Raw genomic sequence first — 14,104 nt, forward strand, 5'->3', positions numbered from 1 at the left:
AGGGGTTGACCGGAATTCTTCCGGCCTGCGGCCATTTCTTCATCCGGTGTGCGCCAACCAGTTGTTTGGTATGGCAAAAAACGCCCGACAATCAGCCTCTTTCGAATCACTCTTCGCTTAATCAAGTACCGACTGCTGGGGATTGAGCTGGTGTACCAGTCGCTCTTCCAGCTGTTTTTGCTGCTCGGCGGTCAATGGCTCGCCATCAAGGCTGGTCAGGCTGAAAAAGTCCTCGACCCTCTCACCGAAAGTGGCAATTTTGGCGGCGTGCAGCGATAGTCCGCACTGCTGGAAAACGGCACCGATCCGCGCCAGCAGGCCGGGAGTATCGAGGGCAGTCAGCTCCATCAGGGTGTGACGGCTCTCCCCTTTAGTGGGCGAAGAGCGGGGCAGGAAGACCACCCGGGTCGGCACGCTGAACTGACGGTGGCGCCGCGACAGCGGCTTGTTGCGCAGCACCAGCTTGCCCGGCTCCTGCAGCGCCTTCTCCAGCGCCTTCTTGATGGTGGCGGTACGGTTGGGGCTGATGGGTTCGCCGCTTGGCTCCAGTACCACGAAGGTATCGAGCACATAGTTGCTGCGCGAGTTCATGATCTGGGCGTCGTGGATGTTGAGGTTCTTCTGATCCAGCGCCGAGGCGACGGTGGCAAACAGATTCGGGGTATCGCGGCAGTAGATAAATACCTCGCTGCCGCCGCGGGTCGGATGTTTGCCGATGATCACCAGCGGTGCCGGATTGTCGCCATGCTCGATGATATGGCGGCAGTGCCAGGCGATCTGCTCCGGGCTGTGGCGCAGGAAGTAGTCGGCCTTGAAATCGGCCCAGAGCTGGTTGATCGCCTCTTCCGATACATCCCGTTGTGCCAGCAGTTGCTTGGCCTGACGCTGGTTTTCGCGAATGCGCAGCCGCATGTCGGGCGGGTTCTCCAGCCCTTGGCGCAGCGCCTTCTGGGTCGCGAAGTAGAGCTCCCGCAGCAGGGTGCCCTTCCAGTCGTTCCACAGGGTATCGTTGGTGGCGCAGATATCGGCCACTGTGAGGCAGTAGAGCAAGTCGAGATGCTGCTCGTCGCGCACCTTCTGGGCAAAGTCGGTGACCACGTCGGGATCGTAGATATCGCGGCGCTGGGCGGTGACCGACATCAACAGGTGGTGGCGCACCAGCCAGGCAACCAGCCGACTCTCGTAGCGATCGAGGCCGTGCAGCTGGCAGAACTCCAGCGCATCGACGGCGCCGAGTTCCGAGTGATCGCCGCGCCGTCCCTTGGCGATGTCGTGGAACAGGGCGGCGATGCTGAGCAGCTCTGGTTTGCGCAGCCGGGTGAACACCTCGTGGCAGAGCGGGTGGCTCTGGCGACTGGCCGGATTGGGGAACTGGTGAATGTTCTTGAGCAGCCGGTGGGTGTGTTCATCCACCGTGTAGGCGTGGAACATGTCGAACTGCATCTGGCCGACGATCAGGTTCCACTGGGGCAGATAGGCCGCCAGAATGCCGTACTTGTGCATCAGGGTGAGCGGCAGGCCGATGCCGTTGGGGTGGCGCAGCAGCGCCATAAAGAGGCGACGGCAGTCAGGCAAGTCCTGCAGCCAGCAGTTGAGTTTGCGGCGTGCCTCGCGCAGTTGGCGCAGGGTTGCCGAGTGGATGCCGGCAATCTCGGGATGCTGGGCCATCTGATAGAAGAGGCGCAGGATAGCTGCCGGTTCACGGCTAAACAGCTCCGCATCCACCGCATCGATGAGGCGGCCACGAAGCTGGAACTCGTCGGAGAGGCGGCGCACATCCATGGCGGTGTTGCCGAGGATCGCCTCGTCAAACAGCTGCAGCAGCATCTCGTTGAGTTCGGAGACCCGACGCACCGTCTGATAGAAGCGCTTCATCATCTGCTCGACCGGGGTGTTGCCTTCCCCTTCGAACCCCAGCATCTGGGCCACGGTGCGCTGGCGATCGAACAGCAGGCGGTTATCTCCCTTGTTGATGGCCATGTGCAGGGCAAAGCGTACCTTCCAGAGAAAATTCTGGCAGTCGAGTAGTTCGCGATACTCGGCGCGATTGAGAAAGCCGTGGCTGGTCATCTCGAACAAGGTGGTGGCGCCAAAGTGGCGGCGGGCGACCCAGGCGAGGGTTTGAATATCCCGCAGGCCGCCCGGATTGCTCTTAAGATCTGGCTCCAGCTTGTAGGCGGTGCCGAGAAACTGCTGGTGCCGCTCCGCCTGCTCCTGGCGCTTGGCGCGAAAGAAGGCTTCGCTCGGCCAGAAGTGCTGGGGGCCGGTGGCCTCTTTCAGTTGCCGGAAGCCCTCCTGGCGACCTGTGATGTAGCGGGCCTCAATGAGGTTGGTGGCGACCGTGATATCGGCGCGCCCCTGCTCGAGGCACTCCGCCACGTTGCGCACCGCCTGACCCACCTCCAGCTTGAGGTCCCACAGCAAGGTGATGAACTCGCCGATGCGCAGTCCCAACACCTCGTCCAGTTCATCGCCATCATAGAGGATCAGCAGGTCGATATCGGAGTGGGGGTGCAGCTCGCCGCGGCCATAGCCCCCCACCGCGATCAGGGTCAGATCGCTCTTGTCAAAGCCGAACTTCTGCCACAACCGGCAGAGCAACTGATCCATGTACTCGGAGCGGGTGGCGACCAGCTCGATGATGTTGTCGCCGGCATCAAAACGGGCGTGCAGCCAGCCGAGAAAGCGGCTCAGGTACTCTTTGCAGTTGTCGCGAGTGAGCTGGTCATCGGGTAACAAATGGGGGGAAAGCAGGCTGGCGTCCATGGCATCTCACACACAGTGGCAGGCAAACGGCTGAAACAGAAGTAAAAACCCCGGCGCTTTGGAAGTTCAGGGCCGGGGTTCGATGTTAGCTGTGTTTGATGAAGCGGTCGATAGTGTCATCGGGGCGCAGGGTAAGCACCTCGCAGCCATCCTCGGTCACCAGCAGGGTGTGCTCCCACTGGGCGGAGTCGCCGCCATCCTTGGTGGTCACGGTCCAGCCATCCTTCGGATTGACCTTGCAGTGATACTTCTTGCTGTTGACCATCGGCTCGATGGTGAAGCACATGCCCGCTTTCAGCTCCAGCTTGCCACTGTTGCGGTAGTGGAGGATCTGCGGCTCTTCGTGGAATTCGGCGCCGATGCCGTGACCGCAGTAGTCACGCACCACGGAGAAACCGGCCTTCTCGACGATGGGCTGAATGACGGCGCCAATCTCGGTAATGCAGGCACCCGGACGCACCTTCTTGATAGCAGCGTAGAGGCTCTCTTGCGCAACTTTGCAGAGCTGGCGGCGCAGCGGGGTGGTATCGCCCACGATGAACATGGCCGAGGTATCGCCGTGGTAGCCATCCTTGATGACGGTGATATCCAGATTAATGATGTCGCCATCGCGCAGCTTCTTGTGATTCGGGATACCGTGGCAGATCACATCGTTCACCGAGGTGCAGATGGATTTGGGGAAGCCGTGGTAGTTGAGCGGAGCTGGAACCGCCTGTTGTACGTCGACAATATAGTCGTGGCAGAGGGTGTTCAGTTCGTCAGTGGTGACGCCAGCTTTGACATGGGGCGCAATCATGACCAGCACATCGGCGGCCAATTGGCCGGCAACGCGCATCTTTTCAATCTCTTCCGGTGTCTTGATTTTAATGGACATGGGATCTCTCTTGCGGCCTGCCGCTGGGCCTGTGAGGGCAGACAGGACAGGTAATGAAAAATAGATGCGTTTGCAATCAGGGCAAAATTTTATCCGCAACCCCCTCGTACTTCCAGTGTGATTGTCATCACAACGTCAAATCAACGTCGCAGCATCCTCTGGCGGGATCCATATTTACACCGGTTTAGGGTGTCGGCCGGTGGTGTCCTGAACAAAGTTATGGTATAAAGCGCGCCGGAATGGGGAACTTGCGTCCCGATTTCATCACCCTTACTTAAACAACACACACACATCGACACATATGCCGGGGTGCCTTAACGGGTCGGTTATATGGGATGTGTGGAGGCCTAACCCCAATACAGAGGTATAAAATGGCTAAAGTTTCTATGCGCGACATGCTGCAAGCCGGCGTTCACTTCGGTCACCAGACTCGTTACTGGAACCCGAAAATGAAATCCTACATCTTCGGTGCTCGCAGCAAAGTTCACATCATCAACCTGGAAAAAACCGTTCCGATGTTTGACGATGCCATGAACTTCATCAGCTCCGTAGCTGCCAAGAAAGGCAAGGTACTGTTCGTTGGTACCAAGCGTGCCGCGTCTGAAGCCGTAAAAGAAGCCGCTGAGCGTTGCGACCAGTTCTATGTAAACCACCGCTGGCTGGGCGGTATGCTGACCAACTGGAAAACCGTTCGTCAGTCTATCAAGCGCCTGAAAGATCTGGAAACCCAGAGCCAGGACGGTACCTTCGACAAGCTGACCAAGAAAGAGGCGCTGATGCGTACTCGCGAAATGGAAAAGCTGGAGAAGAGCCTGGGTGGTATCAAGAACATGGGCGGCCTGCCTGACGTTCTGTTCGTTGTCGATGCCGACCACGAGCACATCGCTATCAAAGAAGCCAACAACCTGGGTATCCCGGTAGTTTCCATCGTTGATACCAACTCCAACCCGGACGGCGTTGATTACGTCATCCCGGGTAACGACGACGCTATCCGTGCCGTACAGCTGTACCTGAATGCTGCTGCTGACACCGTACTGGAAGCTCGCGCTCAGGACATCGTTGTTCAAGCCGAACAAGATGGCTTCGTTGAAGCTGAGTAATTGATAAGGACTGTAAAGCCCTTATTAACCAAGCTGATGTAATTGGTTAGCAGGGGCCCTTGTGGCCCCTGTTTCTTGTCAATTCAAGACCGAGGATACTGGACATGGCTAACGTTACTGCCGCCCTGGTAAAAGAACTGCGCGAGCGCACTGCCGCTGGCATGATGGATTGCAAAAAAGCACTGGAAGAAGCTGCTGGTGATATCGAGCTGGCAATTGAGAACATGCGCAAATCCGGTCAGGCCAAAGCCGCCAAGAAAGCTGGCCGTATTGCCGCTGAAGGCGTTATCTTTGCTCGCACCGAAGGCAACGTTGCCGTCATGATCGAGCTGAACAGCGAAACCGACTTCGTCGCCAAAGATGCCAGCTTCATGGCAATGGGCCAGAAGATCGCTGACATCGCTGCGACCCAGAAAATTGCTGACGTTGACGCGCTGAAAGCCGCTGACTTCGGTAACGGCGAATCCGTCGAGCTGACCATCACCAACCTGATCGCCAAGATCGGTGAGAACATGAACCTGCGTCGCGTGATGCTGGTTGAAGGTGACAACCTGGGTACCTACGTTCACGGTTCCCGCATTGGTGTTATCACCAAGCTGACCGGTGGTTCTGCCGAGCTGGCCAAAGATCTGGCCATGCACGTTGCTGCCAACAGCCCGCAATTCGTCAAGCCTGAAGACGTGTCTGCTGAAGTCGTTGCCAAAGAGCGCGAAATCCAGATCGACATCGCCATCAACTCCGGTAAGCCGAAAGAGATCGCCGAGAAGATGGTTGAAGGCCGCATGAAGAAGTTCACCGGTGAGGTTTCCCTGACTGGTCAACCGTTCGTGAAAGATCCTTCCATGACCGTTGCCGAACTGCTGAAGAAAGAAGGCGCTGACGTTGTTTCCTTCACCCGTTTCGAAGTGGGCGAAGGCATCGAGAAGCAAGAGACCGATTTCGCTGCTGAAGTTGCAGCCCAAATCGCGGCCGCTCAAAAGGCCTAATCGAACCGGTTTTTCCGTTTCCCCAGACCGCGACTTATGTCGCGGTCTTTATATGACCAGGAATCAGTGACATGAGTACCAATCCCAAACCTGCATACAGACGTGTTCTTCTGAAGTTGAGTGGTGAAGCCCTGCAAGGATCCGAGGGTTTCGGCATTGATCCCGCGGTGCTGGAGCGGATGGCCCAAGAGATCAAAGAACTGGTTGAGTTGGGTGTTCAGGTCGGTCTGGTCATCGGTGGCGGCAACCTGTTCCGTGGTGCCGGTCTTGCCAAAGCGGGCATGAACCGCGTGGTGGGCGACCACATGGGTATGCTGGCAACCGTGATGAACGGTCTGGCCATGCGTGATGCCCTGCATCGTGCTTATGTGAATGCCCGTCTGATGTCTGCCATCTCCCTGCAGGGGGTCTGTGACTCCTACAGCTGGGCCGAGGCAATCAGCCAGCTGCGTGCTGGCAAAGTCGTTATCTTCTCTGCCGGTACCGGCAACCCCTTCTTTACTACCGATTCTGCGGCTTGCCTGCGCGGGATCGAGATCGAAGCTGACGTGGTGCTCAAAGCCACCAAGGTTGATGGTGTATACAACGAAGATCCGGTCAAGAATCCGGATGCCGTGCTGTATCATGAACTGAGTTATGATGAAGTTCTTGAAAAAGAGCTCAAGGTGATGGATCTTGCTGCCTTTACCCTGGCACGTGACCATGATCTGCCGATCCGCGTGTTCAACATGAACAAACCGGGTGCTCTGCGCCGGGTTGTCATGGGTGAACCGGAAGGCACTCTGATCCACCACGTTGGTAAATAAGATAAAAGTGAGCCACCTGGCGCTCTTATCCTATCCATCACGTCAGTAAATAAGATAGACACGGGCCGTGTAGCGGCTCGTTCGCCAAAAGGAAAACCACTGTGATCAACGAGATTAAAAACGACGCCAAGGACCGTATGGGCAAGAGCGTAGAAGCGCTCAAGACTCAAATGTCCAAGATCCGTACCGGCCGCGCTCACCCGAGCCTGCTCGACGGCATCCAGGTTGAGTATTACGGTGCTGCCACTCCGCTGAAACAGTTGGCCAACGTCGTGGCAGAAGATGCTCGCACCCTCTCCATCTCCATTTTTGACCGCTCCATGATCCAGGCGGTAGAGAAGGCGATCCTGACCTCCGATCTGGGCCTGAACCCGTCCAGCAATGGCCAGACCCTGCGCGTGCCGTTGCCGCCGCTGACTGAAGAGCGTCGTCGTGACCTGACCAAGATCGTCCGTGCCGAAGCGGAAAACGCTCGTGTTGCCGTGCGCAACATCCGTCGTGACGCCAACGCTGATCTGAAAGCGCTGCTGAAGGACAAAGAGATCTCCGAAGACGACGACCGTCGCGCTCAGGAAGAGATCCAGAAACTGACCGACTCCTACGTCAAGCTGGTCGATGAGGCCCTTGCCGTAAAGGAGAAGGAGCTAATGGAAATCTAACCGTCTGAAAGGTATATTACGAGCGCCGTGTAGTGCCCCTGCACGGCGCTTTTGTCTTTGTGGGAGAATTACATGTCGCTTTTGGCTGCGTTGGGTGATTGTGCCAACTCGTCTTTACCCCGTCACGTCGCCATCATCATGGATGGTAACGGTCGCTGGGCCCAGAACCGAGGCAAGATGCGGGTTTATGGCCACAAGGCGGGCGTCAAGTCAGTGCGCGAGGCCGTTACCTTTGCTGCGCGTGCCAAGATCGAGGCATTGACCCTGTTTGCATTCTCCAGCGAGAACTGGCGCCGCCCGGAAGGGGAGGTCAGTGCCTTGATGGAACTGTTCATCACAGTGCTGGGTCGTGAGGTGCAGAAACTGCACAACAACGGGATCCGGCTCAAGGTGATTGGCGATACTGCTCGCTTTAGTGAGCGGTTGCAGGCCAAAATCGCCAAGGCGGAGGCCTTGACCGCCAATAACAAGGGGTTGACCCTGAACATTGCGGCCAACTATGGCGGCCAGTGGGATATCGCCCAGGCGGCCCGCAAGCTGGCCAAAGCAGTGGCGGCCGGTGAACTGGCCGCTGACGACATTGATGAATCCATGTTGACCCGCGAGGTTTGCATGGCCGATCTGCCACCTGTGGACCTGTTGATCCGCACTGGTGGCGATCATCGCATCAGCAACTTTGTGTTATGGCAGCTCGCCTATGCCGAGCTCTATTTTACCCCGGTATTGTGGCCCGATTTCAACGAGGCCGAGTTCAGTGAGGCGGTCGCCTCTTTCGTTGCCCGCGAGCGTCGCTTCGGTTGCACGGGTGAACAGATACGGGAATTGATCGCCGAGCAGCAGACCGGCTAAACCCCGCTCCCAAGAGAGAGGTTTCTTTTGCTAAAACAACGAATTATTACTGCTTTGATGTTGATCCCCCTGGTGTTGGGGGCGCTCTTCTTTCTGCCATTGAAATTTTTTGCCCTGTTGGCAGCGCTGGTGTTTTTGTTGGCCAGTCGAGAATGGAGCGGGTTTGTCTCTGCTGCTCCGCAGCAATGGTTGCCCATCGTATTTTGTCTGTTGCTCGGTGCCAGCCTCTTTTGGCTGCCAGTGGAGCAACTCTGGACGCCCCACCTGCACCCTCTCGTGATGGGCGTGCTCTGGACTGCGGTAAGCTGGTGGCTGCTGGGTCTGCTGCTGGTGCTGCGTTATCCCCAGAGCGCCAAGCTGTGGAAAGAGTCTATCTGGCTCAAGTCGCTGTTTGGTCTGGTGACCCTGGTTCCCTTCTTCTGGTCGCTGGTCGCCATCCGTGGTTACAACTTTTACCATGACCCCATGATGGGGGCCTGGATCCTGTTGTTCGTGATGGGACTGGTCTGGGCGGCAGATTCTGGCGCGTATTTTTTCGGCAAGGCGTTCGGTAAGCACAAGCTTGCCCCCGCCGTCAGTCCGGGCAAAACCATCGAAGGAATGTGTGGCGGCCTCTTTACCGCCAGCCTGCTGGCCATCGGCGTTACCTGGTCGATGGGATTTGTTCCTGCCAAGATGATCACCGTGCTGTTTTGCTCTCTGCTGGCGGTGCTTGCTTCCGTACTCGGTGATCTGACCGAGAGCATGTTCAAGCGCGAAGCGGGCATCAAGGACTCCGGCACCCTGCTGCCTGGTCATGGCGGCATTCTCGACCGGATTGACAGCCTGACCGCCGCCCTGCCGGTGTTTCTGCTCAGTTATCTGCTACTCAGTCAGGAGTTTTGATGCACAAGTCACTGGTTATTCTGGGAGCCTCCGGCTCCATCGGTCAGAGTACCTTGAAAGTGCTGCGCCATAACCCGGGCAGTTGGCAAGTGTTGGCGTTGACCGCCGCCCGCAACGTGGATGCCATGTTGCGGGACTGCCTCGAATTCTCCCCCCGTTTTGCCGTGATGGTCGATGAGGATGCCGCCCGTGAACTGGCTGCCCGTCTGAAAGCGCACGGTAGTACAACTCGGGTCATGTCTGGTGCAGCAGCCCTCTGCGAGGTTGCCGCTCACCCCGACGCCCATAGCGTGATGGCCGCCATCGTCGGTGCGGCCGGACTGGCCCCGACCATGGCCGCGGTACGTGCCGGCAAGCGTATTTTGCTGGCCAACAAGGAGGCGCTGGTGATGTCCGGTGCTTTCTTCATGGAGGCCGTTCGCGAGCATGGTGCCGAGCTGCTGCCCATCGACAGCGAACACAATGCCATCTTCCAGTGTCTGCCGACCGCCGTGCAGCGCCAGCCCGGTTTTTGCGATCTGGCGGCGGCGGGGATCAGCAAGATTTTGCTGACCGGTTCTGGCGGCCCGTTCCGTTACACCGAGATCAGCGAGCTGGCCAAGGTGACGCCGGCGCAGGCCATCGCCCATCCCAACTGGTCGATGGGGGCCAAGATTTCGGTCGACTCCGCCACCATGATCAACAAAGGGCTGGAGTACATTGAGGCGCGCTGGCTGTTCAATGCGGCGCCCGAGCAGATCCAGGTGGTGATCCACCCGCAGTCGGTGATCCACTCCATGGTGCAGTACAAGGATGGCTCTGTACTGGCCCAGCTTGGTAATCCGGATATGTGTACCCCCATCGCCCATGCGCTGGCTTATCCCAATCGCATCCCTTCCGGTGTGGAACCTTTGGATTTCTTCAGTGTCGGAGAGTTCAGCTTTATCCGGCCTGATTACGATCGCTACCCCTGTCTGGCGTTGGCCATCTATGCCTGCCAGAAGGGACAAGCGGCGACCACTGCGCTCAATGCGGCCAACGAGGAGGCGGTTGCCGCCTTCTTGGCCGGGCGCATCGGCTTTATGGATATTGCCCGGGTCAACGAGGCAGTGATGCTGGCGCTGGAGAGCAGCGCAGTCGGCTCACTCGATGATCTGTTTGCCCTGGACGGTGCGGCAAGAGCCCGTGCTCACATTTTGATTGAGGAGCTTGGCTGATGGGCGGTGTGTTGTGGAATATCGGTGCCTTTGTTGTTGCGCTGGGCCTGCTGGTCGCAGTGCACGAGTTTGGTCACTTCTGGGTGGCCCGTCGTTGTGGCGTCAAGGTTGAGCGCTTCTCCATCGGTTTTGGCAAGGCGATCTGGCGCCGGATGGGTAAAGATGGCACCGAATATGTGCTGGCGCTGATCCCGCTCGGTGGTTACGTCAAGATGCTCGATGGCCGGGTCGATGAACTCAAGCCCGGTGACGAGCAGTATGCCTTCAACCACAAGAGTGTCTGGGCGCGGATGGCGATTGTCGCCGCAGGCCCCATGGCCAACTTTGTCTTTGCCCTGTTCGCCCTCTGGCTGATGTTTATCATCGGGGTGCCGAGCGTCAAGCCGGTGATCGGTGAAGTGCGTCCGGCATCCATCGTGGCCGAGGCGGGTGTGCTGCCGGGGATGGAGATTGTCGGGGTCGGCGATGAGCAGACCGGTGACTGGGAGAGCGTCACTTACGCCCTTATCAGCCATCTGGGTGATGATGCAGTCACCCTGAAAGTGCAGGCACCCAATACCAGCTATGCCACCGATAAAACCTTGTCGCTGACCGGCTGGACCTTCGATCCGGATAAAGAGTCGCCTATCGGTAGCTTGGGGATCGTCCCCCTGAGTGGCAAAGTGCTGCCAGTCGTGGCTGCCGTGGTGGCCAAGAGTGCCAGTGAAAAGGCGGGGCTGCAGGTCGGTGACCGTATCAAACAGGTCGGCGATCAGCCTATTACCGCGTGGGCCCAGTTTGTCGAGTTGGTGCAACAGGCACCGGGCGAACCCCTGCAAGTGGTGGTTGAGCGCAACAACAGCGCTCTCAACGTGACTCTGACCCCGGATAGCCGCAAGGTGCAGGGCAAGCTGGTAGGATTCGTCGGTCTCTCGCCACAACTGGTTCCATTACCGGATGAATATCGAATTCTGTTACAGTATGGGCCTTTGCAGGCGCTGTGGCATGGCGCGGACAAGACCTGGAGCCTGATCACGCTCACCTTTGACATGATTGGCAAGTTGATCGGTGGCATCGTGTCGCTGGACAACCTGAGTGGCCCCATCTCCATTGCCAAGGGCGCCGGCAGCAGTGCCGACTATGGTCTGGTCTATTTCTTGAGTTTTCTGGCGCTGATCAGCGTCAACCTGGGAATTATCAATCTGTTCCCCCTGCCGGTGCTCGATGGTGGCCATCTGGTCTATTTCCTGATCGAAGCGGTCACCGGCAAGCCGGTATCAGAGAAAATACAGGAAGTGGGTTTCAGGATCGGCGCCGCCATTCTGATGTTATTGATGGGCATTGCGCTGTTTAACGATTTCGCTCGCCTCTGAGGCCAGAGCATCAACAAGGACACATAAGAACAAAATGGCTGTTAAAAAAGCATTGGTGTTGAGTTGCCTGCTGGGTGCCAGTTTCCTGGCCCAGGCGGCCCCTGCCTCTTTTGTGGTGCAAGATATCCAGGTCGAAGGTCTGCAACGGGTGACCCTGGGTGCCGCACTGTTGAACCTGCCGATCCGGGTCGGTGATACCGTCGATTCCGTGGCTCTGGCCAGCGCCATCAAAAAGCTCTATGCCTCGGGTAACTTCGAGGATGTGAAGGTTTACCGTGACGGCCAGGTGCTGCAGGTGATGGTCAAGGAGCGGCCGACCATCTCCAGCATCGAGTTTGCCGGCAACAAGGATATCAAAGAGGAGCAACTGACCCAGAGTCTGGAGTCCTCAGGTATTCGTGTGGGTGATCCGCTGGATCGCACCGTGCTCACCTCCCTCGAGAAGGGGCTGGAAGATTTCTACTATGGCGTGGGTAAATACTCCGCCAAGGTCAAGGCCATCGTCACCCCGTTGCCGCGCAACCGGGTCGACCTCAAGTTCACCTTCGTGGAAGGGGAAGCGGCCAAGATCCAGCAGATCAACATCGTCGGCAACAGCGTCTTCCCTGAAGAGAAGCTGATTGCCCAGCTCTCCCTGCGCGACGAAGTGCCCTGGTGGAACTTTACCGCCGACCAGCGCTATCAGAAGCAGAAACTGGCCGGTGATATCGAGACCCTGCGCTCCTACTACATGGACCGCGGCTATATCCGCTTCCAGCAGGAGTCTACCCAGGTCTCCATGACTCCCGACAAGAAGGGCGTCTACGTCACCCTCAACATCAAGGAAGGGGATCAGTACAAGGTCTCCGGTGTCCAGCTCAAGGGTGACCTGATCGACCGCGGTGGCGAGATGAAGGGGTTGATCCCGATCGCTGCCGGCAGCACCTACTCCGCCAGTCAGGTGACTCATACCGAAGAGGTGCTCTCCAAGTTCCTCGGCCGTTACGGCTACGCCTATCCGAAAGTGGTCACCTTCCCGCAGGTCAATGACAAGACCAAAGAAGTGGAGCTGATCGTCAACGTTGAGCCTGGCCCCCGTGTCTATGTGCGCAACATCAACTTCAGCGGTAACGCCACCACCGAAGATCAGGTGCTGCGTCGCGAGATGCGCCAGATGGAGGGTACCTGGCTCTCCTCCGACAACATCGAGCAGTCCAAGAGCCGTCTCAACCGTCTTGGTTATTTCGAGAGCGTCGAAGTGGACACCAAGCGGGTGCCGGGCAACGATGATCTGGTTGACCTCGACTTCAAGGTCAAGGAGCAGCCAGCCGGCTCCATCAACGCCGGTATCGGTTATGGTACCGAATCGGGTCTGAGCCTGCAGGCGGGGATCTCTCAGAATAACTTTATGGGTACCGGTAAAACGGTCTCCATCAACGCCAGCACCAACGACTACTCCAAGAACGTTGACCTGAGCTACAACGACCCCTACTTCACCGTAGATGGTGTCAGCTTGGGTGGTCGGGTCTACTACAACCAGTTCCGCGCCGATGATGCCGATATCGTCGATTACGAGAACGAAACCATCGGTTTCCGTCTCTCCAGCGGCTTCCCGGTCAACGAGTTCAACCGTCTCGACTTCAGTACCGGTATCGAGAGCACCAAGCTGAGTCGTCCCTCATTCAATAGCCAGAACTATCAGGAATGTCTAAAGGACAATCCGGATACTGACGGCAATACCTATTGCTGGGATCAGTGGAACGATAACCGCCAGTCGGTGCAGATGGATCAGTTCTGGAATCTCTATTCACAGGATGGTTCCAACCTCGACTTTGTGACCGTCGATGTCACTGCTGGCTGGACCCGCTCCACCCTGAACAAGGGGATGTTCCCGACCGCCGGTGACCGCCAGCGTGTCAACGCCAAGGTGACTGTACCGGGCATGGAACTGCAGTACTACAAGCTCTCCGCTGAAGATGCCCATTACTTCCCGCTCGATGCGGATCATAACTGGGTGATGATTGGCAAGGGGCGCGTCTCCTACGGTAACGGCTATGGCGATGACCCCATGCTGCCGTTCTTCGAGAACTACTATGCCGGTGGTTTCGATACGGTACGTGGCTTCAAGAGCAACACCATTGGTCCCAAGGCGATTTACAAGACCTACAACAAACCGGGGGTTGGCACTTGTACTGGCAGTCAACCTTGTGAGACCGGCAGTTATGAAGGTTCCGACACCTCGGTGGGCGGTAACGCTCTGGCCGTTGCAACACTGGAGCTGGTCTTCCCGACCCCGTTCGTCTCCGAGACCTATCGTCCGCAGATCCGTTCCACCGTCTTTATGGATGCAGGTACCGTCTGGAGCACTGATTTTGCCAACGGAGCATATCCTTGCGCCGCCGGTTCTGATTGCAACTATCTGAGCCAGGACTACTCCAGCCCGGGCAATATCCGGGTCTCTGCCGGTGTCTCCCTGCAGTGGCTCTCGCCGATGGGCCCGCTGGTGTTCGCCTTGGCCAAGCCGATCAAGAAATACGAAGGGGATCGCACCGAGTTCTTCTCCTTCAACATCGGTCGTACTTTCTAAGCAGAGTTTCGCCCCCACCCATGCGGTGGGGGTCTTCAATGATGGGACGCGCGGTATGCGTGCCT

At 57.7% G+C, this 14,104-nt stretch carries 11 protein-coding genes; 9 read left to right on the forward strand and 2 right to left on the reverse strand.

Features of this window, described 5'->3' with window-relative positions; translation table 11 throughout:
- Positions 1-117: 117 nt before the first annotated feature.
- Together glnD and map are read right to left on the reverse strand one after the other, a co-directional pair.
- Complete coding sequence (gene glnD / locus AB5Z02_RS15545; RefSeq protein ID WP_019445217.1) at positions 118-2,766, reverse strand: bifunctional uridylyltransferase/uridylyl-removing protein GlnD; 2,649 nt, start codon at positions 2,764-2,766, stop codon at positions 118-120.
- 85 nt (positions 2,767-2,851) lie between these two features.
- On the reverse strand, positions 2,852-3,640 hold the full coding sequence (gene map, locus AB5Z02_RS15550) for a type I methionyl aminopeptidase (protein WP_139493644.1): 789 nt from the start codon (positions 3,638-3,640) through the stop codon (positions 2,852-2,854).
- A gap of 371 nt (positions 3,641-4,011) precedes the next feature.
- On the opposite strand from map, the gene rpsB reads away from it, so the two are divergent.
- The 9 genes from rpsB (at position 4,012) to bamA (ending at position 14,039) form a co-directional block, all read left to right on the forward strand.
- Complete coding sequence (rpsB, locus tag AB5Z02_RS15555) at positions 4,012-4,740, forward strand: 30S ribosomal protein S2 (RefSeq protein ID WP_005303470.1); 729 nt, start codon at positions 4,012-4,014, stop codon at positions 4,738-4,740.
- Between the two features lie 104 nt (positions 4,741-4,844).
- Positions 4,845-5,726, forward strand: coding sequence for a translation elongation factor Ts (tsf, locus tag AB5Z02_RS15560; RefSeq protein WP_005338578.1), 882 nt, complete (start codon positions 4,845-4,847; stop codon positions 5,724-5,726).
- A 71-nt stretch (positions 5,727-5,797) separates the two neighbouring features.
- Positions 5,798-6,532 (forward strand): UMP kinase, encoded by a 735-nt coding sequence (gene pyrH, locus AB5Z02_RS15565; RefSeq protein ID WP_005338577.1) that lies wholly within the window; start codon positions 5,798-5,800, stop codon positions 6,530-6,532.
- Positions 6,533-6,633: 101 nt separating this feature from the next.
- Entirely contained in the window at positions 6,634-7,191 is a 558-nt protein-coding gene (gene frr / locus AB5Z02_RS15570; RefSeq protein ID WP_033137948.1) for a ribosome recycling factor, read from the forward strand.
- Between the two features lie 72 nt (positions 7,192-7,263).
- Entirely contained in the window at positions 7,264-8,040 is a 777-nt protein-coding gene (gene uppS / locus AB5Z02_RS15575) for a polyprenyl diphosphate synthase (RefSeq protein ID WP_005338574.1), read from the forward strand.
- A 27-nt stretch (positions 8,041-8,067) separates the two neighbouring features.
- Entirely contained in the window at positions 8,068-8,925 is an 858-nt protein-coding gene (locus tag AB5Z02_RS15580) for a phosphatidate cytidylyltransferase (protein WP_026034918.1), read from the forward strand.
- The gene (gene ispC, locus AB5Z02_RS15585) at positions 8,925-10,121 is read left to right on the forward strand and encodes a 1-deoxy-D-xylulose-5-phosphate reductoisomerase (RefSeq protein WP_368216390.1); all 1,197 of its coding nucleotides are present in this window, start codon (positions 8,925-8,927) and stop codon (positions 10,119-10,121) included. Before AB5Z02_RS15580 ends, ispC begins: the two co-directional genes overlap by 1 nt.
- Complete coding sequence (gene rseP / locus AB5Z02_RS15590; RefSeq protein ID WP_040066584.1) at positions 10,121-11,473, forward strand: sigma E protease regulator RseP; 1,353 nt, start codon at positions 10,121-10,123, stop codon at positions 11,471-11,473. The genes ispC and rseP overlap by 1 nt, the downstream gene beginning before the upstream one ends.
- 34 nt (positions 11,474-11,507) lie before the next feature.
- Positions 11,508-14,039: an outer membrane protein assembly factor BamA gene (gene bamA, locus AB5Z02_RS15595; RefSeq protein WP_120414972.1), complete on the forward strand. Its 2,532-nt coding sequence runs from the start codon at positions 11,508-11,510 to the stop codon at positions 14,037-14,039.
- The last annotated feature ends 65 nt before the right edge of the window (positions 14,040-14,104 follow it).

Origin of the sequence: Aeromonas sp. R2-3 (assembly GCF_040908375.1) — a bacterium.
Classification (GTDB): Bacteria; Pseudomonadota; Gammaproteobacteria; order Enterobacterales; family Aeromonadaceae; genus Aeromonas; species Aeromonas veronii.